Annotated in this window: 19 protein-coding genes; 11 read left to right on the top strand and 8 right to left on the bottom strand. The window is 61.5% G+C overall.

Translation table 11 applies throughout. The features are described from left to right. Window positions 1-62 precede the first annotated feature (62 nt). From OF122_RS05345 to OF122_RS05335, 4 genes are all read left to right on the top strand, one after another. The gene (locus OF122_RS05345; protein ID WP_264226777.1) at window positions 63-458 is read left to right on the top strand and encodes a nuclear transport factor 2 family protein; all 396 of its coding nucleotides are present in this window, start codon (window positions 63-65) and stop codon (window positions 456-458) included. Between the two features lie 151 nt (window positions 459-609). Further along, a complete protein-coding gene (locus OF122_RS19735; RefSeq protein ID WP_408636306.1) occupies window positions 610-975 on the top strand; it encodes a nitroreductase family protein in 366 nt (121 codons plus the stop codon). Window positions 976-1,350: 375 nt separating this feature from the next. Further along, window positions 1,351-1,722, top strand: a complete 372-nt coding sequence (locus OF122_RS05340) for a hypothetical protein (RefSeq protein WP_264227612.1) — start codon at window positions 1,351-1,353, stop codon at window positions 1,720-1,722. 402 nt (window positions 1,723-2,124) lie between these two features. Continuing rightward, on the top strand, window positions 2,125-3,237 hold the full coding sequence (locus OF122_RS05335; protein WP_264226776.1) for a cache domain-containing protein: 1,113 nt from the start codon (window positions 2,125-2,127) through the stop codon (window positions 3,235-3,237). 1 nt (window position 3,238) lies between these two features. Here the strand turns inward: OF122_RS05335 and OF122_RS05330 are convergent, their stop codons facing one another. The 4 genes from OF122_RS05330 to OF122_RS05315 form a co-directional block, all read right to left on the bottom strand. Then, entirely contained in the window at window positions 3,239-5,212 is a 1,974-nt protein-coding gene (locus OF122_RS05330; RefSeq protein ID WP_264227611.1) for a glycosyltransferase family 2 protein, read from the bottom strand. A gap of 4 nt (window positions 5,213-5,216) precedes the next feature. After that, window positions 5,217-6,053, bottom strand: coding sequence for an HlyD family efflux transporter periplasmic adaptor subunit (locus OF122_RS05325; protein WP_264226775.1), 837 nt, complete (start codon window positions 6,051-6,053; stop codon window positions 5,217-5,219). Window positions 6,054-6,418: 365 nt separating this feature from the next. Next, entirely contained in the window at window positions 6,419-7,354 is a 936-nt protein-coding gene (locus OF122_RS05320) for a carbon-nitrogen hydrolase family protein (RefSeq protein ID WP_264226774.1), read from the bottom strand. Between the two features lie 34 nt (window positions 7,355-7,388). Beyond that, the gene (locus OF122_RS05315) at window positions 7,389-7,817 is read right to left on the bottom strand and encodes a GFA family protein (protein ID WP_264226773.1); all 429 of its coding nucleotides are present in this window, start codon (window positions 7,815-7,817) and stop codon (window positions 7,389-7,391) included. A 142-nt stretch (window positions 7,818-7,959) separates the two neighbouring features. Between OF122_RS05315 and OF122_RS05310 the strand changes: the two genes are divergently transcribed. Beyond that, window positions 7,960-8,649, top strand: coding sequence for a winged helix-turn-helix transcriptional regulator (locus tag OF122_RS05310; protein ID WP_264226772.1), 690 nt, complete (start codon window positions 7,960-7,962; stop codon window positions 8,647-8,649). An 18-nt stretch (window positions 8,650-8,667) separates the two neighbouring features. Here OF122_RS05310 and OF122_RS05305 read toward each other — a convergent pair whose 3' ends face one another. Continuing rightward, complete coding sequence (locus OF122_RS05305; protein ID WP_264226771.1) at window positions 8,668-9,333, bottom strand: type I restriction enzyme HsdR N-terminal domain-containing protein; 666 nt, start codon at window positions 9,331-9,333, stop codon at window positions 8,668-8,670. Between the two features lie 634 nt (window positions 9,334-9,967). On the opposite strand from OF122_RS05305, the gene OF122_RS05300 reads away from it, so the two are divergent. The 5 genes from OF122_RS05300 to OF122_RS05280 all read left to right on the top strand — a co-directional run bounded on the left by OF122_RS05300 (window position 9,968) and on the right by OF122_RS05280 (window position 14,658). Then, on the top strand, window positions 9,968-10,936 hold the full coding sequence (locus tag OF122_RS05300; RefSeq protein ID WP_264226770.1) for a metal ABC transporter solute-binding protein, Zn/Mn family: 969 nt from the start codon (window positions 9,968-9,970) through the stop codon (window positions 10,934-10,936). Then, the gene (locus OF122_RS05295; protein WP_264226769.1) at window positions 10,921-11,706 is read left to right on the top strand and encodes a metal ABC transporter ATP-binding protein; all 786 of its coding nucleotides are present in this window, start codon (window positions 10,921-10,923) and stop codon (window positions 11,704-11,706) included. Before OF122_RS05300 ends, OF122_RS05295 begins: the two co-directional genes overlap by 16 nt. Before the next feature lies 1 nt (window position 11,707). Beyond that, a complete protein-coding gene (locus tag OF122_RS05290; RefSeq protein ID WP_264226768.1) occupies window positions 11,708-12,829 on the top strand; it encodes a metal ABC transporter permease in 1,122 nt (373 codons plus the stop codon). Next, on the top strand, window positions 12,826-13,971 hold the full coding sequence (locus OF122_RS05285; protein ID WP_264226767.1) for a metal ABC transporter permease: 1,146 nt from the start codon (window positions 12,826-12,828) through the stop codon (window positions 13,969-13,971). The genes OF122_RS05290 and OF122_RS05285 overlap by 4 nt, the downstream gene beginning before the upstream one ends. A gap of 402 nt (window positions 13,972-14,373) precedes the next feature. Beyond that, window positions 14,374-14,658: a GIY-YIG nuclease family protein gene (locus tag OF122_RS05280; RefSeq protein ID WP_264226766.1), complete on the top strand. Its 285-nt coding sequence runs from the start codon at window positions 14,374-14,376 to the stop codon at window positions 14,656-14,658. A 345-nt stretch (window positions 14,659-15,003) separates the two neighbouring features. Here the strand turns inward: OF122_RS05280 and OF122_RS05275 are convergent, their stop codons facing one another. Together OF122_RS05275 and OF122_RS05270 are read right to left on the bottom strand one after the other, a co-directional pair. Beyond that, the gene (locus OF122_RS05275) at window positions 15,004-16,965 is read right to left on the bottom strand and encodes an acetoacetate--CoA ligase (protein WP_264226765.1); all 1,962 of its coding nucleotides are present in this window, start codon (window positions 16,963-16,965) and stop codon (window positions 15,004-15,006) included. A 252-nt stretch (window positions 16,966-17,217) separates the two neighbouring features. Then, window positions 17,218-18,393, bottom strand: coding sequence for an acetyl-CoA C-acetyltransferase (locus OF122_RS05270; protein ID WP_264226764.1), 1,176 nt, complete (start codon window positions 18,391-18,393; stop codon window positions 17,218-17,220). Between the two features lie 76 nt (window positions 18,394-18,469). Between OF122_RS05270 and OF122_RS05265 the strand changes: the two genes are divergently transcribed. Then, the gene (locus tag OF122_RS05265; RefSeq protein WP_264226763.1) at window positions 18,470-19,093 is read left to right on the top strand and encodes a helix-turn-helix transcriptional regulator; all 624 of its coding nucleotides are present in this window, start codon (window positions 18,470-18,472) and stop codon (window positions 19,091-19,093) included. On the opposite strand, the gene OF122_RS05260 is transcribed toward OF122_RS05265, so the two are convergent. Then, a complete protein-coding gene (locus OF122_RS05260) occupies window positions 19,071-20,342 on the bottom strand; it encodes a glycerate kinase type-2 family protein (protein ID WP_264226762.1) in 1,272 nt (423 codons plus the stop codon). The genes OF122_RS05265 and OF122_RS05260 overlap by 23 nt on opposite strands. Between the last annotated feature and the right edge of the window lie 49 nt (window positions 20,343-20,391).

Here is a 20,391-nt window from a genome sequence, read left to right as displayed (position 1 = left end):
ACAACGTTCTACTTAGAACTAGAATACAATTCCAGTCGTCAAGGAGCAAGCAGGAGGGAACAATGGCCGAGTCGCTCATCACGCTAGCCAAAGCTTATCTGGAACACATCGAGCAGGGAAACACGGATGCGGTTATCGGGTGCTATGCGCCCCATGCGGTCCAGATCGAACTGCCCAATCGTCTCAAGGCGAAAGGTGATCGGCGCGGGGTCGCACAAATGGCGGCCGATCTGGAAAAGAGCAGGACGCTCCTTTCAAATCAGTCCTACGAAGTGCTCGAATATGCAGAGCGCGGGAGTTATCTCATCGTCGAAGTGAACTGGCGCGGCACGCTGGCCGTCCCGGTCGGGACGCTTGCAGCAGGCAATGAGATGGTCGCCCACAGCGCGATCGCCTTTTCCTTCGAGGACGGAAAGATCGTGAGACAGCGCAACTACGATTGTTTCGAAGAATTCTGACGCCGAGGCGGCTCCTCGCGCCGAGGGTCACGACGACTTTGCCCACGTGCAGGTTACGTTCGACGGCATCAACGTTGTCGATTTGAACCGTTCGCGCCGATGTTCGAGGCAGAGGTTGTATCGGGCAGCGCGATGGTCATTATGCGGATCGATGACCGACCTTACCATCAATGATGCCCTCGCCCGCCGCCGCACCGTTCGGGACTTCAGCGACGAGCAAATTCCTCTCGATGCCTTGAAGCGGCTGGCTTGGGCAGCACAAGGCATCACATCCTTGGACGGCAAGCGGACGGCCCCCTCGGCCCATGCGCTCCATCCCCTTGAACTGTTTTGCCTTCCAAACCGCATAGAGGGCTTGTCTCAAACAACAGCCCGCAGGTGGCACCTACGCTTCGCTTTCCGAACAGAAGGTTGTTCACAGAGTGATCGCGGTTCAATTTACATTACTTCACCGGCCTTAGTTTCCCAACCGGGCTTAGATAGCGTGTTCTGGAAATCGTCCCAAAACCCAAATTGAAGGCGCAATTTGCAGGAGAAACAGGCTCTTGAACAATCGAAAAGATTAAAAAATCTTTTGAAAAACGAACCGACATCAACGCCAAATCCAATTAATCCTCCAAATCACATAATTGTGTTTCGAAGATCTATAAATATAATAGCGAAGAATTACGCTTAATATTGAGCTCAATATAGTATTGTTACTCGTTGTTATTGTATTTCTATTCAGAGATTCGTTGCCACGGCGCTCGACATCGGGGGCACCGCCACCTACGCTGCGCAATCATGTTAATCGGAGGAATTATAATTGGCAGACATTCGAGAGAAAGTGGCGAACTATCGTCCCTCAAAAGTGGCACTCTTCTGGTCCTGCGCAGGAACAGCTGTGTTGACCATGGTTGTAGGCTTTGCCTGGGGTGGCTGGGTTACAGGTGGTTCAGCTGCGGAAATGGCCGAGACAAGCGCGCAAGAGGCGCGTGCATCGCTTGCAGCTGACCTCTGTGTAGAGCGGTTCCTCGCAGCCCCTGATGTCCGCACCAATCTCGCCGCCCTTGCAGAGGAGAGCAGCTTCTCGCAGGACAATTTCATTTCCGATGCCGGCTGGACTACATTTGCTAACGCTGAAGATCCGGTCGATGGCGCTGCGGAACTGTGTGCAGAGCGGCTCATCGAGGTCGAGCTGCCCGAACCGGTTGAACCGGTGGCCGTCGAGGCCGATGCGAGCATGCAATCAGAGATGCCCGATACCGAAGAAAACCCATCCTGATGCTCCATCGGAGGCCGGCGGTTCCGGCTCCAAAGCAGTGAGTTTGGGCCTGTCGAACACCGATAGGCCCTGCTTCAATCCTTGGCCCTTCTCCCGTATCCGACGCCCCTCTTGACCGTCTAAATGTCAAAATCTGCCGTTGAAGCGCTGTGGCTGGCACGGACATCAGCCTTGGCGTTCGATCTACGACAAGCGGGGAAACTAGACACAACGACGCCAGGGTTCGTTTACACGGGTGAGCCAAACCGCCTCGGGATCTAACGCCAGCACGTCCCGCCGGCCATGCGGGCACTCCCGCCTCGCCACGCCTTTGAACTGCCCCGACTGCCGCGCCGGGGCAGCGGTTGGCCCGAATGGTGATATTGGCTAGTATTTGTCGCTGGGAGAATTTGGAGTACGGCCATGTCCCTGCGCACCCTTCTGACCGGCTGCATCGTCGCGATCCTGCTCCTCGCCCTTGGCGTTGGAGCCATTCAGTTCAACCGCGGCCTCTCCCAATATTCGCAGACAATGTCGGCCATGGCGGTAAAGGTGCGCGGCGCGGCACTCGCCGACTCGCTCGGGCGTGCATTGGCCGAGGAATGGACCTATGTCGCCGGGTTTGCCGACAGGGTCGATCCGGGTCAGAGTGCAGAGGACCTCCAGGCTGCCATCGATGGCTATCGGGACCCCGAAAACAAGATTTCCTGGGCAGGGCTGGCGCGGACCGATGGCACCGTGGTGGCCGCGAGTGATGGCATGCTGGTGGGCGAGAGCGTCGGCCAGCGGCCCTGGTTCCAGCGGGGTTTGGAAGGGCCGTTCGCCGGGGACGCGCATGAAGCGGTGCTGCTGGCCGACCTGATTGCGCCCGAAGCTGAGATTCCCCCAAGGTTCGTGGATTTTTCGCTGCCGGTGACCAATATGCAGGGCCAGGTGCGCGGCGTCTTCGGCATTCACATCGATTTGGAATGGGTGCGCAATCTGCTGGCCGAAATGGCTGGCTCACTCGATCTCGACGCGTTTCTCGTCGATCGTTCGGGCGATATTGTGATGTCGACCGATCCGGCGGTCGACGCACAGAGCGTGCAGACGCTGGCGAGCTTTCGGGCCGCCAATCTTGTCAACTCGGGCGCCTACATCGAACAATGGCCCGACGGTGCGGATTATTACAGCTTCATCATGCCTGAGGTCGGGTTTGCCGACGTGCCCAGCTTTGGCTGGTCCCTGGTGTTGCGGCTTGACCCTGCGCCGTTTGCGGAGGCGCAATCGCGGTTTGCCCGGTTCATGCTGATGGGGGGCGGGCTCATCGGACTGGCGGGTATTCTCGCGATAATACTGGTGCTGACGCTGCTTCTGCGTCCGCTGAGCGGGCTGATCGATGCAACGAGCCGGCTCTCGAAGGGCGAGGACATCGGATTTGTGCCCGGACTGATGAGCTATCGGGAAGTGACGCGCCTGAGCAACGCGCTGGCGCGGTTCCAGACCAGGGATGCAGACAGGCGCAAGAACCGCCGGCCGGACACGCCGCCGGAATGATTCATCCCGGCCTTGCAGTGCTGAAGATGCGACGGGCGACGCCTGACAGAAGATCGGCGGTTGCCACAAATCCGGTGCCCGGCTCGCCCTCGCGTGTATGGAGCTTTTCATAGAGATCCTGACGCTGCTCCTCGGTCAACTCGAGCGCGATATCGACAGTACCGCCGATCGATTGGGCCACGGTGCCGCGCATCAGGCCGATGCCGGCCATCTCCACGGATGCGGGAGCGTTGACGGGCAAGGTGACGCCGCGAAGGCGTGCGGCATCCTGATTGATATCGGCCAGCCAGACCTCCAGCCGCCGGCCTGAAGAGGCGACAAAGACGCGCTCGGGGTCGCGGCGGAGAAGCGAAGCGGTGCGCGGCAGCTCGACACACACGAGAATGGTCAGGGCGAGGCTGACCAGATTGTAGAGCGTCCAGAACAGGATGACCAACTTGCCGTCGCCGGCCAGTCCGTCAAAGGCCGGCTCGTAAACCAGACCGATCAGCAAGCCGCCGATGGTGAGGCCGAACAGGATGAGAAAGCCGCGCAGAATGGGCCACTGGACAGTGGCCTTGGTGCGATCGCCACCTTTCATTGTGACCTTGAATTTCTGGCCGTGCGGGCGGAACAGTCCGGTAAAGACCCCACGGGTAATGTCGCGGGCGCCGACGAGTTGGCTGACGTCGTGGACGAGAGGCACGAACAGGCCCTTGGAGGCGAAGTTCATGAACGCCATTGTCATGATGTAATAGGGGCCGAAATTGGCAACGATTGCGTCGAAATCGGTGTCGACGACGATGATCCCGAAATACCAGTAGAACAGCGGATAGATGATGCAGGCGATCTTGAACGGGAAGATCGAGGCCCAGTACAGAAAGGAATCGATCAGCCCCCAGCGGTCGCGCAGGCGCAGGCGGTTGGCTTTGAATGGGCCGTACGGGCCACGCACGATCTGCATGAATCCCATGCCCCAGCGGGCGCGCTGCGTGATGTATTCCTTGAGCCCTTCGGGGGCGAGGCCCTCGCTCAGCGGTTCGTTGAGATATGCCGTGCTATATCCATTGTCCTGCAGGCGGACCGTGAGAAGGTAGTCCTCGGTCACGCTGTCGGTGGGAAAACCGCCGATGGCATCGAGCGCCGTCCAGCGCACGATCGAGGACGTGCCGCAACACACCGGTATCCCCCAGGCATCGCGGGCCGGCTGCAGATGATCGAAAAAGAAGCGCTGTTCATCGGGATACGCGCGGCTTATGCCCAGATTGTGCTGGATGGGGTCGGCGTTGAAGAAGTGCTGCGGGGTCTGGACCAGACCGATCGTTTCGTCCTTGAACAACGACAAGGACCTCGAGATGAAGCCCAGATGCGGCACGAAATCGGCGTCGAGCACCGCCACGAAATCGGGCGGCTGACCTGATGCGCGAAGCCTGTCGAGCGCATTGTTGATGTTGCCGGCCTTGCCGTGGGCGTTGCTGTCGCGGGTGACATGGACGACCCCGAGTTCGGCGCACCGCTCGCCCAGCCACTCCCGGCGGCCATCATCGAGAACGTAGATCGTCTTTTCTTGCCAGCGCAGGGCTTTGGCACCGGCGATGGTGCGCTCGAGGATCGGCCACTCCTCGTTATATGTGGCAATCAGCACCGCGACTGTGGGACGATTTTCGCCCCACCAGCCGGCATTGGCATCCGCGTCAGGGGAGCGGTTGCGGTGGCGGGAGAGAAGCACGAAGGCCGAGATGCTGGAAACCATCGCTACGGCCTCGACCAGGAAAAAGCTCCAGCTGGCAAGAGCGTCGAACGTGAAGCCGGCAGGCGCAAGCGTATCGGTGGCGCGCCAGTGGATATAGCGCAGGGACAGAAAGACCGCGACGGCGGCAAGAACGGCCCGATGCCAGCCATTGAACCGGTCGAGCAGCGGAATGACCGCAAGCGCGAGCCCGAGCATCAAAAGGGTTGGGGCCCAGGCCGAAACGGTTTCGGACACCGCAAGCATCAGATCAGAGCCCGACGGTGTCGAGCCAGTCGCCGACCACGGCGAGGGGGCCACGGCTGAAGATCACGCGTCCGGTCTGGCCGAGGGGGCAAGCGGTGTCCTCCGTCAGCGCCGGAGCATTGAGCAGGACGGTGAAGCCGTCGGTCTGGCGGGCGCGAGGCGCGATGGCAAGGGTTTCGATCAGCGTGCGTGGCCCGGTGCCTGCGAGAAGGCTGATTGTAGCGTCGATGGTTTGCCCGTTCGCGGTGCGGAACTGGGCGGCGTCGCCGATGGCGAGGCGGTTGTAGAGATTTTCATCGACACTGGCGTGGATAAAGGCGCTGTCGCAGCGGGCGACCGATGCGATGGTGGCGCCGGCGGCGACCTGGCTGGCATTGCCCTCGGCGATCGACCAGACAAGGCCGGGGACGGGCGATGTGATACTGGCCGAGACATCACGCGATTGGGCCGTCTGCTGTTCTTCCAGAAGCGATTGCATCGCCTGGACGCGGGCGCTGAGACGAAGGCTCTCGTCATCACCGTCCGCCCCCGCGGCATCCCCATCCTCACCGGCGAGCGCATCGCGTTCTGCTCGGGCGATTGCAAGGTCACGGGCATAGTCGAGCGTGCGGTCGGTTTGGCTGTGGCGCGCGTTGACGGCGGCAATCGACTGATTGGCGGCAACGCGGGCACCGATGGCAAGTGGCGCCATCTCGACTCGCCCCTCGATCGGGGTGCGAATGGTGGCCAGACGGGCGTTGACAAAGGCGCTGCCGCTCGACCCGACGAGCTGTTCGCCGACCATGATGTAAAGGGCAACGACTATGGCGAGAACGCCGAGGGCCCGCAGGAGATATTTCATGCTCTGTCCCCTTATGCTCAAAGAGTTCGCGTCAGGTCCTTTTCACACTAGCCCGGCACCTCCCCGATTGCACAAAGCCGGCCCGCCACAAGGTGAACAGGAACTTAGGCCCAAGGACGGCCTTTTTCCAAACGGGCCAGAATGGCTGTGTAGAATGACAAAGGTTCGAGAACTCCGTGCGGTTCCGGCCCATGCGCTTTGCGCCGTGAAGTCACCGCTCTGCGGTGAGGTCCAGATCCGCAAAGCCTGCCGGACAACCGGACCGATTCCGGCGGTACTGACACCTGACGGACTCTCTGACCACCCCGATACTGGTTCTCGCCCGGCTCCTTGATCGAAGCCGGGCACCAGTCGCTGGCCTCCAGTCAACTGAACGATATCGGCCGCTTGTGCCTTCTGTCGACCGAGAGCGAAAACACGTCAGGGCGGGAATAGTGGCCGCTGACGTCGAACTTCCGGCGGGAGGCTCGAGCTTCCGAGACGTCGATCTCGACCGAAAGCAGCCCTTTCTCGCGGTGCATGGGCCCGGCGACGATCCCGCCGAAGGGCTTGTAGACCACGGCATCGCCGGAGTTCACCCATTCATCCTTGTTTGGAAATAAAGTGTCGTGATGCGGGATGTCAGTGGGAATGTCAGAAGCCTCGAGCGCCGTCGCGCATCCGATCACCCAACAGCCGCCTTCGCGGGCGATATGCTGCATCGTGGCCATCCACGTGGCGCCGCTGTCCCATGTCGGCGCGACATAGATGTCGATGCTCTGGGCATACAGGGCAAAACGCGCCAGTGGCATGTAGCTCTCCCAGCAGATGAGCGCACCGATCCGTCCCACCGCTGTTTCGACGACATTGAGGCCCGCCCCGTCACCAAAACCCCAGATCATGCGCTCCGGGTTTGTTGGCATCAGTTTGCGGTGATTGTTCGCGATGGTGCCGTCGGCATCGATGGTGATGCAGGAATTGAACAGGGTCGAACCCGACACCTCGCCATCAACTTCCTGATAACCGGCCACGATCACCATCTCATGCTCGGCGGCGGCTTCCTGCAACGGAGCCATGCCATTGCGGCTCAAGTCGATGGAGTTGGCTTGCAGCAAGGCGAACAATTCGTCTGTTTTTCCCATGTCGGCACCGGGTGAGAGGCGCCAGGCGAAGGTCGGATAACCGGGAAACCAGGCCTCGGGAAAGACCAACAGCCGGGCGCCCTTGCTGGCGGCTTGTGCGACCAGTCCGACGGCACGCTCCATGCTGGCGGCAAGGTCTAGATAGACTGGCGGCTCCTGAACAATTGCGATTTTAGTCATCGGATTCTCCTCGTGCTGGGCCCATGAATAGGCACTATTCCGCCACTTTCTTCCCGGACCCGCCAATTTCGGCCGGAAAGTCCCTGTACTTGGGCAGGCCGTCCCGCATCGGCAGCACGGTCTCTGCGTAGTTCACATGTACGCCCGGTTCGAAGATCAAGCTGGGGATCGCGGCTGCGAAGACATCGGTGACGCCCCATTCGGGGTGATCCGTCATGATGTGCCCGCCGCATTGCTTGCAGAAACGGCGCTTCGAGTTTGGCACGCCGGCATATTCGCCAACGAGGTCCTGCCCCTTGGTGACTCGCACATTTTCGGGCTTCCACAGGCTGAACGCGTTCACCGGCCCGCCCGACCAGGCCCGGCAGGAGGTGCAGTGGCAATAGCCCATCCCTTCCGGAGCGCCGGAAACCTCGATTTCAACGCTGCCACAGAAGCAGGTGCCTTTGTGTGCCGTGACCATAAACTCTCTCCCCTGGTTCCATGCGCACCACCAGGGTCGGCGCAATACTGGAGTTGCGATAGTCCTGAAACTGTACTGGACCGGGTCGGACGCGCCCCTTAGGCTCGACGGATCAGTGCTTCCGGGGAAAGGAAGGCATTCCATGCGTGGCAGCTACGGTCAGTTCTGTCCGATTTCGATGGCTTCGGAGATCTTATGTGCACGCTGGACGCCGCTTTTGATCCGCGAGCTTCTGTGCGGCAGCACGCGGTTTAACGATCTCCGGCGTGGCCTGCCGCGAATGTCGCCAACGCTGTTGTCAAAACGGCTGGGAGAATTGGAGGCGGTAGGAGTTGTTCAATGTTTCAGCGGCAACTCGGGTGCAAGGGAGTACCGCCTGACAAAGGCCGGAAAAGAGCTTCGCCCGCTTGTCATGGGGATCGGCGCATGGGGACAAAGATGGGTGGAAAGCGAAATTTCCCTCAACAATCTCGATCCTGAATTGCTGATATGGGACATGCATCGCTTCCTGAACGTCGACCCGCTGCCGGAGCGTCGGGTTTGCCTCCAGTTCGTGTTCAACAATCTCCCGACCGCGCGGCAGAACTATTGGTTGCTGGCCGATCCGCAGTCCGGCATCGAGGCCTGTTATGCTGATCCAGGCTACGCGGTTGATCTCTACTCTGAATGCAGCTTGCGCACCATGACCGCGATCTGGATGGGTTTGGACTCGGTCGAAAAAGCGGTAAATGATGGAAGGCTCGAGTTGACCGGCCCACCTGAGATCGCCGCCCGAATGCAGGAGTGGCTTGGCCTCAGCCCGTTTGCTCGTGAGGAGCGGATGACGTCCTAGATCATTGCCATTTGGCAATTACCCCAATTGCGTGCGCCTGCCTGCGTCTGAGCTCAGCGAAGGTGCGGGCATATCTGGCCGGACTTTCGTCAGGGATGACGCAATAGGGCTTCTGATCGCGCATGACCACTCTTGAGGGGCTTGATAAGCTCTCAAGGCACTCCGGACCAATCCGGTGAACTGCTCCATTACCGCTGCGGTAACACGCTCTTCGTGCACTTTCCCAGCGACCAGCTTCACCAAATCGTCGGAAGGATTCTCGATCATCTTTGCAATTTCGGCCTTCAACAGCGAAGTGTATTTCAGACGTTCGGCTGTTGCCAGAATCCTCTCGACGTCAAATCCGGCCCGCTCAAACTTCTTGAGCTCCGACAAGGGATGCGGTTGGACGTCCGACAAATCGAAGTTCAAGAATGGCCGCGTATCGAGCTTGTTGGGCTCTTCTAGGTCGCTATGAAAATGGAATGTTCTGCCATTGGTCAGGACGGCGAACTTGGCACTGGTGACAGTGAAATAGCGGAAGAGTTGCGCCAAGTGGACCTTGTCCAGTTGAGTTGTTATCGGTTTGCACTCGACAAGTATGCGGATCTGGTCGTCGATCTTGATGGCGTAATCGACCTTCTCCCCTTTCTTTCCTACGGCGTCCGCGGTGAACTCGGGAACAACCTCCTCCGGGTTGAACACGTCTTAGCCAAGTGCTTGAAAGAACGGGACCACGGTCGTCTTCACGGCCTCCTCGGTCAGCATTGTACTCGAATGAGATTTCACGCGATCGGAAAGCCGCGCGAGTGTCTGCTCGATACTCATGTAATCCCCCCAAACTTGAACATGCATCGCGGTTGAGGAATTCCCACCGGTCAAGCCAAAGGCCGGCACAATGCTGGTCCTGCCCATACGCCACGCAACTTGGGCGATCTCACAGTCAACTCCAATGGCTGGAACACCGCTCATCGCAATCGATGTGACGCACCAATCTCAACGACTATCTTGCCGATCTCAACGCCCGTACCGGTCGCGCACCACTCTTGCGCCCCAATCACCACCGCCCCCCAATCACCGCCGCCCCCAAGCGCCACCCTGCCCGCAGGCGCCGCCTGCCCGTACGTGCCATCCCGCTCCAAGCGCCACCCTGCTCCAAGCACCACTCTTGCCCCCAATCCCTACCGCACCCCCAAGCAGCGCCCCCCAACACCACCCACTTATCCCAAAGCACCTCCACCGACCCTACTTTGCAAATCATTCGCATTTGCAATTGACTTCATGCGAATGATTGTCATATTCAATTGCATATTCCCACCAACGTGCAATAATGGTTCTCATGCTTTCCCGATCCTTCCTCCTCGCCACCGTCGCCCTCTTCTCGTTCGCCCCGCTCAGCGCCTCAGCGCAGGAGCCGGTTTCCGTCGTCGCCACAGTGGGCATGATCGGTGATATCGCCGAAACCCTGGGCGGCGATTGCGTCGCCGTTCAAACCATGATGGGGCCGGGCATCGATCCGCACCTTTATCAGGCCACCGCCCAGGACGTGCAGACCCTTAACCGCGCCGATCTGATCCTCTATTCCGGCTACAGCCTCGAAGGTCAGCTCGGCGATGTCTTTGCCCGCTATGCCGAGCGCGTGCCCACGCTCGCCGTCTCCGAAGCGGGCGTCGCGCGCGAAGACCTGATCACCACCGACGACGCCTATGGCGTCGATCCGCACCTGTGGATGGATGTCTCGCTCTGGGCCAAAATTGTCCCCGTCATCGCCGACCAATTGTCCGAAAGCGCGCCCGATTGCGCTGCCACGATAAACGCCAATGCCCAGACTTACGGGGCCGAACTCGCAGCGCTCGATGAATGGACGGCCCAGACGATCGCCTCGATCCCCCAAACCCAGCGCATCCTCGTCACCGCCCACGATGCCTTCGCCTATTATGGCCGCGCCTATGGCATTGAGGTGGCGGGTATTCAGGGGATTTCCACCCAGTCCGAAGCGGCCATCGCCGATATACGGCAAACCGCCGACCTGATCGTCGAGCGCCAGGTGCCCGCCATCTTCGTTGAATCGACGATCAACCCGCGCACCATCCAGGCCGTCGTCGAAGCCGCCAACGAGGCCGGCCAGCCGGTCGAGATCGGCGGCGAATTGTTCTCTGACGCCATGGGCGCCCCCGAAACCGCCGGCGGAACCTATATCGGCATGATCCATTCCAATACCGTCGCCATCGCCGAAGCGCTTGGCGGCACTCCCGCACCACTCCCCGATGCACTTGCAGATTGGGCACATCAATGGTCGATCGACTGACCGCCGACCTCCACGAACCCGGCCTCGCCGTGCATGTGGAGGATCTTACCGTCTCCTACCAGTCAAAGCCGGTGCTTTGGGATATCGATTTCGATATCCCGCCCGGCGTCATGGCGGCAATCGTCGGCCCCAACGGGGCCGGCAAATCAACGCTGATCAAATCGATCCTCGATCTGATAAAACCCACCGCCGGCCACGTCACCATTCACGGCCGCCCCTATTCCGACCAGCGCCGCAAGGTCGGCTATGTCCCCCAGCGCTCCAGTGTGGATTGGGACTTCCCCACGACCGCGCTCGATGTGGTGACCATGGGGCTCTACGGCCAGCTCGGCTGGCTGCGCCGTCCCGGACGCGCCGAACACCAGCGCGCCCTCGAAGCGCTCACCCGCGTCGGCATGGAAGATTTCGCCGACCGCCAGATCAGCCAGCTTTCGGGCGGCCAGCAGCAGCGTGTGTTCATCGCCCGCGCGCTGGTTCAGGATGCCGACGTCTATTTCCTCGACGAGCCCATGGCCGGGGTGGACGCCACCACCGAACGGGCCATCGTCAAAATCCTCCACGCCCTGCGCGATGCCGGCAAGACCGTGATCGTCGTCCACCACGATCTCCAGACCGTGCGCGACTATTTCGACTGGATGGTCATTTTGAACGTCCGCGTTATCGCCCAGGGCCCGGTGTCCGAGGTCTATACCCCGGAAAACCTGCGCAAGGCCTATGGCGGCCAGATCGCGCTGATCGACCGCGACGCCACGCTCGAGGCCACCGCCTGAAATGTTCGCCCTGCTCTCCGATTACACCATCCAGAACGTCCTGATCGGCGCCGCCCTGCTCGGCATCGTTTCGGGCGTATTGGGCAGTTTCGCGGTGCTGCGCAAACAGTCGCTGCTTGGCGACACGCTCTCGCACGCCGCCCTGCCCGGCATCTGCCTGGGGTTCCTCATCGCCGGCACGCGCAGCCTGCCCGCCATTCTGGTTGGTGCGCTGGTCACCGGCGCCCTCGCCGCGCTGATCGTCCTGGCGCTCAGCCGCACCACAAGGCTCAAGACCGACGCGAGTCTCGGCATCGTGCTCTCGATCTTTTTTGCCCTCGGCATCGCGCTTTTGACCTTTATCCAGAACGCCGGCAACGCCGCCCAGGGCGGGCTTGAATCCTTCCTTTTTGGTCAGGCCGCCGCCATCCTGCGCTCCGATCTTTTCGTCATGGGCGCCATCGCCCTTTTTGCGCTTGGTCTGGTCGCCCTGTTCTGGAAGGAATTCAAGCTCATAACCTTCGATCCGAGCTATGGCAGAACGCTGGGCCTGCCGGTCCTCGCGCTCGAAGCGGGCCTGACCACGATGATCGCGCTGGCCGTGGTCATCGGCCTGCAGATGGTCGGCGTCGTGCTCATGGCGGCCATGATCATCGCCCCCGCCGTCGCGGCGCGCCAATGGACCAACCGGCTGGGCACCATGGTCAGCCTCGCCGCCCTGTTCGGCATGATCTCGGGCGTCTTCGGCGCCCTGGTCAGCGCCACAGGCAGGGGCCTGGCCACCGGCCCGCTGATCGTCCTCGCCGTATCGGCCATCGTTGTCATCTCGCTGCTTTTTTCCCCCGAACGCGGGCTGCTTCCCGCCCTGCTGCGCCAGCGCGAAAACAGCAAGAGCCTGCGCGGCCGCCGCGTTCTGGCAACGCTTTATCGCCTCGCCGCTGAACACAACGACCCCGCCTATCCCGCAGAACAGGCCATGCTCGATGCCTATCACGGCACCGGCACGGCCTCCGCGCTCAAGCGCCTGCAATCACGCGGGCTGGTCACCGCCACCCGCCACCACCCCGAGCCGACGCCCCATTGGACATTGACGCAAGCCGGTCTCGCCGAGGCCCGCGCGGATCTGGGAGGTGGACCGCAATGAGTGCCATGCTGTCCGCCTTTTTCAACTCCCCCGACGCCATGATCATGCTCACCGGAGCGCTGGTCGGCATCGCCGCATCGCTGCTGGGCACCTTCCTCATCCTGCGCGGCGCCTCGATGCTGTCGGACGCCATTTCCCATTCCATCGTCTTCGGCATCATCGTCGTCTGGATGCTGACCGGACAGGCCAGCGGCCCCGTCCAGATCATCGGTGCGGCGTTGACCGGGCTTCTGACCGTGGCGCTGACCGAGCTTTTGACCGCCACCCGTCGCGTCAAGGCCGACGCCGCCATCGGGCTGGTCTTTCCCGCCCTGTTTTCCATCGGCGTGCTGCTCATTAACATCTACGCCCGCGACGTCCATATCGACCAGCACACCGTCCTGTTGGGCGAGATCGGCTTCGTCTGGCTCAACACCTACGACATCGGCGGCTATCTTGTGCCCCAGGCGGTCGTCTGGATGGGCGTGATGGCGCTTCTCAACCTCGCCTTCGTCACCATGCTCTACAAGGAACTCAAGCTCGCAACCTTCGATGCGGCGCTGGCCAAGGCGCTGGGCTTTGCCCCCGTCCTGCTGTCCTACGCGCTTCTGGCGCTGCTCTCGGGAACCGCGGTCGCCGCGTTCGATTCCGTGGGCGCAATCTTGTTCATCGCCTTCGTCATCGTGCCGCCTTCGGCGGCCTACCTCATGACCGATCGTCTTTCGCTCATGCTGGCCTTCGGCGCAGCCATCGCCATCATTTCCTCGATTGCCGGGTACTGGCTGGCCGTATGGTTCAACGTGTCCATCGGCGGCATGATGGCCATGATGACCGGCGCGTGCTTTGTTGCCGCCCTCGCCTTCGGCCCTCGCTATGGCTTGGTTGCCCAGAACGCACGCCGCCGCGCCCGTGTCGCTGAAAACGCGGCGCGCACCCTGGCCGTCCATCTGTTCAACCACGAAGACGACCCCACGGCCAAGGAAGAGAACGTCACCGCCGCCCTGCGCGAGCACCTGCACTGGAGCCAGGCCAAATCCGACGCCATCCTCGCCAAATCCCTCGCCGACGGCCTTGTCACCCGCTCAGGCGAAAGCCTCCTCCTCACCGACAAGGGCCGCACCGCCGCCCGCGAGGTGCTGGAGCCATGGGCACGTGCGGGCTGAGGCGAAATCGTCTCCGCCCGCCCGCCGCTCCCGCCTTTAGATGGATTCCGGGATTGGAGCAGGATCAGCAATCGATCCGGGAACCGATTGCCCTGCGGAACATACCGGAATGACGGTGGTTGTTGTAGCGGTGCCGCCTCCACCCCCTGTCATCCCGGGCGAAGACCCGGGAACCAGTAAGCGGCAGAGGCGGCGGTTCTGTCGCGAGCGCTGAGTGTACTGGATCCCGGCTCAGGGCCGGATGACAGAGCGTTTTTTATTAATGCCTTACCCCCTCCCCCTGTCACCCCGGGATTTATTCCCGGGGTCCATCTAAAGGCCTCTCGTCGCCAAAAACCGGCAGTTGATCGCTGGGGAGTCAAAACACTTGCCAAGCCCGCCCTGCGTGGACAATTTCCTCCAATGCCCTATTACACCTACATCCTGTGCAATCGGCGCAACGGCACCCTCTATATCGGGGTCACCAACGACATCGCGCGTCGGGTATGGGAACATCGGCAGGGAAAAGGCGGAAAGTTTACCCGTCTCTACAAGGTTCACCGCCTGGTCTATGCCGAGATCCACGAGGATGTGACAATCGCCATCCAGCGGGAAAAAACGCTCAAGGAATGGCCGCGCACCTGGAAGATCAAACAGATCGAAAAGGACAATCCCGATTGGGACGATCTCTACGAACGGCTGATCTGATCCACAACTGCCCGATTTCACGGCGCCGCCGCTAGCTGGATTCCCGGAACTGTTCCCGGAATGACAATATTGGTTTTGACACGCACCTCCCTCCCCTCCCCCTGTCACCCCGGGACTTGTTCCCGGGGTCCATCTAAAGGCCTGTCCGCCTCAAAAACCGGCAGCTACTCCCACAGGTTTGAACCGTTTTATCAGCGCACAGCCGCAGAAGTCGCTCCTACCGCCACTAACTTCCGGAATGACAAGGCGGCGGATGCAAGAACGCCCATGCCACCCCTCCCCCTGTCACCCCGGGATTTATTCCCGGGGTCCATCTAAAGGCCTCTCGTCGCCAAAAACCGGCAGCTACTCGCGCAGCGCCGCGATGTCCCTGTACTGCTCCAGCGCCTCGGGGTTGGCCAGCGCCGTGGTGTTCTTGACCACCCGCCCATGGATCACGTCGCGTACGGCGGTCTCGGAAATCTTGCCCGAGCGTGTCCGGGGGATCGCGGTGACGGCAATAATCTTTGCCGGCACGTGCCGCGGGCTGGCGCCTGACCGGATGCGCGTCCGGATCTCCTTTTCCAGTGCCGCATCGAGCACCTGCCCCTCCCGCAATTTGACGAACAGGATCACCCGCTGATCCCCGTCGAAATCCTGGCCCACGGCAATCGCTTCCTCGATCGCGGCAATGGTTTCCACCTGCCGGTAAATCTCCGCCGTGCCGATCCGCACGCCGCCCGGATTGAGCGTGGTGTCGGATCGTCCGTGAATGATGAACCCGCCAGAAGGCCGCTTCTCCACGAAATCTCCATGCGCCCAGATGCCGGGAAAGCGCGCGAAATAAGCTTCGGTGTAGCGCGATCCGTCAGCGTCGCCCCAGAACGAGACGGGCATCGAAACATGCGCGTTGCGGCACACAAATTCCCCTGGCACGCCTGAGACCGGCCGTCCCACATCGTCGAGCGTATCGAGATCCATGCCCAACAGCGCGCACTGCAATTCGCCGCGCCGCACCGGCAACAGCGGGTTGCCGCCGATAAAGCACGCGCAGATGTCGGTCCCGCCCGAAATTGAAGCCAGATGCAAATCCGGTTTCCAGTCGGCATAAATGTAATCGAAACTCGGCGCGATCAGCGGCGATCCCGTCGAAAGGATCAGCCGCAATTGCGAAAGCCGATGCGTGTCTTTCGGTTTTAGTCCTGCCTTGGCGCAGGCGTCGATATATTTGGCGCTGGTGCCGAAAATGGCGATCCCGTCCTCGTCGATCAGGTCGATAAGCCGTCCCGGCTCGGGATGGAACGGGTTGCCGTCATAGGTGACAAGCGTCGCCCCCAGCGCCAGCCCGGACACCTGCCAGTTCCACATCATCCATCCGCAGGTGGTGAAATAGAAGAACCGCTCGCCTTCGCTGATGTCGCAATGGAGCATCTGCTCTTTTTTGTGCTGGATTAAAAGCCCGGCGCCCGAATGGACGATGCACTTGGGTTTGCCCGTCGTGCCCGAGGAATAAAGAATGACCAGCGGCGCGGAAAACTCCATGCGGTTGAAGGCGATCTCTTGCGGCACAAACGGTTCGATCCAATCGTCCAGCGCCACGCAATCGAGATCAACAAGGCTTTCCGGCACCGCCCCTAAAAGCACGATCTTTTTGAGCTTGGTTGCCTCGGCAACCGCCCGGATCGTGGCCGAAACGTCGATGGCCTTGCCTGCATATCCATAGCCGGGCACCGCGACCAGCACCTTGGGGTCGATCTGCCCCAGCCTGTCGCTGGCCCCGGCAGGGCCGAAATCGGGCGAGCACGACGACCAGATCGCTCCGATGGCGGACGTCGCCAGATAGAAGACGATCGCCTCGATATCGTGGGTAACGATCGCTCCCACCCGGTCGCCTTCGGCCACGCCTTCGGCTCGTAACGCCTGTTCGACCTGCGACACCCGATCATAAAGCCCACCCCAACTCATCTCGCGTCGCGTGCCGTCATCGCGATGGGCGATGATCGCCACCCCATCGTCGCGCCGGGTCAGAAGGTTCTCGGCATAGTTGAGCCGCGCGCCGGGATAAAATTTCGCGTCCCTTATGGTTTCGCCCGCCACAAATGCGGTCTCACCCTTGCTCCCCACAACGCCCAGAAAATCCCACAACGCATCATGAAACGCGTTCGGCTCGCGGATCGACCAGTCCAGCAGCGCCCCATAATCGGACGGATCGGCCCCATGGCAATGGCGCGTTGCCTCGGCAAACCGCCACAAGGCCGAGCCTTCTTTCCGGGCCGCATCGGCCTCCCAGACGATATCGCCGATCCCTGCGTCATTGGATCCAGACATTGTTTCCCTCCCTCACGCCATTCCGGCAACCAAAGCCAAAACTGTGCTGACACCTCAGGCACCGGGTGTGCTGGACCCCGGCTCGGTGGCCGGGGTGACGACGGTTAATGGGCAGGGCCAAGACAAATGCCCTTGCCCTCGAACTGATCCCCAAACGCCGGCCCACCCTCTATTGTCATCCCGGGCGAAGACCCGGGCCCCAGTACCTGAAGCGCCGAAAATCCCTTCCGCGGCGCTCCGACATACGGCACCTCACCGCTCCACGCACATCGCAATACCCATGCCACCGCCGATGCACAGCGTTGCAACGCCCCGCTTTACGTCCCGCCGCGCCATCTCATGGACCAGCGTCACCAGAACCCGCGCACCCGAAGCGCCGATGGGATGACCCAGCGCGATAGCGCCACCATTGACGTTGACCCTTTCGGGATCGACCTCGAGTTCGCCGACCACTGCAAGGCTCTGCGCGGCGAACGCCTCATTGGCTTCCCACAGATCGACATCGCCAACGCTCCATCCTGCCTTCTCCAGCGCCTTGCGCGAAGCGGGAATCGGCCCCAGGCCCATGACATTGGGATCAAGACCCGCCGTCGCCCAGCTCACGATCCGCGCCAGCGATGTCGCACCATGATCCCTGAGCGCCGCGTCCGACATCAGGACAAGAGCTGCAGCGCCGTCATTTATCCCCGAGGAATTTGCCGCCGTTACTGTTCCGTCCTTTTCAAAGGCCGGGCGCAGCTTTTCCATGCTTTCAAGACTTGCATCGTGCCGGATGAACTCGTCCTGATCGACAACCGTCTCACCCTTGCGCCCTGCTATGGTGACGGGCACGATTTCACCGGCAAATTTCCCGTCCCTTTGCGCCGCCGAGGCGCGTTGCTGCGACCGCAGCGCAAACTGGTCCTGCTGCTCGCGGGTCAGCCCGCATTGGCGCACCACATTTTCCGCCGTCACCCCCATGGCCATTTTCCCGAAAGCATCGGTCAGCCCGTCGCTCATCACGGTGTCGATGAAACTGACATCGCCCAGCTTGGTCCCCGAGCGCAGATAAGCGGCGTGGGGGGCCCGGCTCATCGATTCCTGCCCGCCGGCCAGCACCACATTCGCATCGCCCATTCCGATCTGCTGGGCGCCCAGCGCCACGGCACGCAGGCCCGATCCGCACACCTGATTGACAACGAACGCCGTTGTGGCATCAGCCATTCCGGCCAGCCGTGCCATCTGGCGCGCCGGGTTCATCCCCGCCGCTGCCGTCAGCACCTGCCCCATGATCGCCTCCTCGATGTGCTCGGGCGCGATCCCGGCATCGGCGATTGCCGCCTTGGCCGCTGCCGCTCCCAACTCGTGGGCGGCAAGCGCCGACAGGCTTCCATTGAGCGATCCGATGGGCGTGCGCCGCGCGGCGGTGATGTGGACTTGGGGCGCCATGACGGTCTCCTCCATTGGGCGTAGGGGGTCAGTGTACCGGGTGTACATTGGGCGTCCAAAGACGTATTTATACGTCATGGATCACACCGGCCTGCACTTCACCCTCGACGACCTCCCCGTTCCCATGGTCTATGCGACCCATCGGATCATCCGGCAGGTCAATTCCGCTTTTGCCAGTCTTTTCGGGTATTTACCCGAGGAACTGGCCGACCGGAGCTTCAAGGTTCTCTATCCCGGCGTCGCCGATTTCGTGATGGTGGGCGATCTCTGGCGCACCAATTTTTCGGGCGGCCGCACCTATACCGACGAGCGCATCATGGCCCACCGCGACGGCACCCGCTTCTGGTGCCGGGCACGCGGTAAGTCCATGATTTTAAACGATCCTTTCGCCCGCGCCGTCTATTGTTTCGATCCCCTTCCACGCCCGGTCGATGTCCACCGGCAAGCCCTCACACCACGCCAGAACCAGGTCCTCACCCTCGTCGCGCAGGGCAAGACAAATGCCGAAATCGCCCAGGAACTGGGGCTTTCGCCGCGCAGCGTCGAGACCCACCGCTACCGCATGACACGCCAGCTGGGTCTCAAGAATACCGCCGAACTCGTTGGCTGGTTCGTCGCTGGAGTGCAGTCAGGAAAAGTTGAAGACTTTTCCGGTTCGACTGCACGACAAACAGGCTCTAGCGAACCAGTATCGCCCTGAAATCATTGACATTTGTTCCGGTCGGCCCGGTCACGAACAAATCGCCGATAGCCGAAAACCCGCTCCAGGCATCATGCCCCGCCAGCACCCTGTTGGGATCAAGTCCCGCGGCCCGCATGCGCGCAAATGTTCCCCCATCCGCGAACGCCCCGGCGTTGTTTTCCGATCCGTCGATGCCGTCGGTATCCGCAGCCAGCGCATCAATCCCTTCAACCCCTTGAATTGCCTTGGCAAATGCAAGAAGAAATTCAGTATTTCGTCCGCCTCTTCCGAAAGCCCCGCCGGCCAGGGTAACCGTTGTCTCACCTCCCGAAAGCATCACCACGGGCCGCGTAAACGGTTGATCAAACGCCGATATTTCCCGCGCCATCAGCCCGTGCATTCCCCCGATATCGCGCGCTTCACCCTCGATGGCGTCGGACAAAATCACCGCCGGAACACCGCTTTCCCGCGCATGGCGCGCCGCCGCTTCAAGCGAGGTACGCGCCGAAGCGATCACCGAAACACTATTGCGGGCAAAGTCGGGATCGTCGGGCGATGGCGCCACGGCGGCAGACGAGCGCAAATGCGCCAAAACCGCATCAGGCACCTTCAGGCGATATTGTGTAACAATATCAAGCGCATCGCCGGCAGTGGATCTGCTCGGCACGGTTGGGCCGGAAGCGATTTCGGCGGGATCATCCCCGGCCACATCCGAAATGATCAGCGAAACGACCCGGGCCGGCGCCGCGGCCCTGGCCAGCCGCCCGCCCTTGATCCCCGAGATGTGCTTTCTCACCACATTCATCGCCCCGACGGGCGCGCCGGACTCGAGAAGGGCCCGGTTGACGGCAATTTCGTCGTCCAGCGTCAGATCGCCACCCGGCATCGGCAACAGCGACGACCCCCCCCCCGAAATCAGCGCAATGACAAGATCGTCAGCCGTCAATCCCTGTACTCTGTCGAGCAGGGCTCTCGCCCCGGCGAGACCGGCGCTGTCGGGCACGGGATGGGCGGCCTGCAAAACCTTGATCTGTCGGGTGGGGGTGATCTCTCCGTGCCGGTCAATGACGATGCCCTCAAGCGGGCCGTCCCATAGCGCCTCTAAAGCGGCAGCCATGGCACTGGCGGCCTTGCCGGCCCCGATGACGATGGTGCGGCCGCGCGGCCGTTCGGGCAAATGCGCCGCTATCGCATCGCCTGGATCGGCAGCCCGAACCGCACAATCGAACAATTCGCTCAGAAAGCCGCGCGGATCGGTAATTGTCATTGGAGCACCCATCGATCACAGACATAATGGGTGTGCCCCACAGTGCTCC

This window comes from Pelagibacterium flavum, assembly GCF_025854335.1.
GTDB lineage: Bacteria > Pseudomonadota > Alphaproteobacteria > Rhizobiales > Devosiaceae > Pelagibacterium > Pelagibacterium flavum.
The sequence above is the reverse complement of the archived record's forward strand: the minus strand, read 5'-3'. Positions and strand labels throughout refer to the sequence as shown.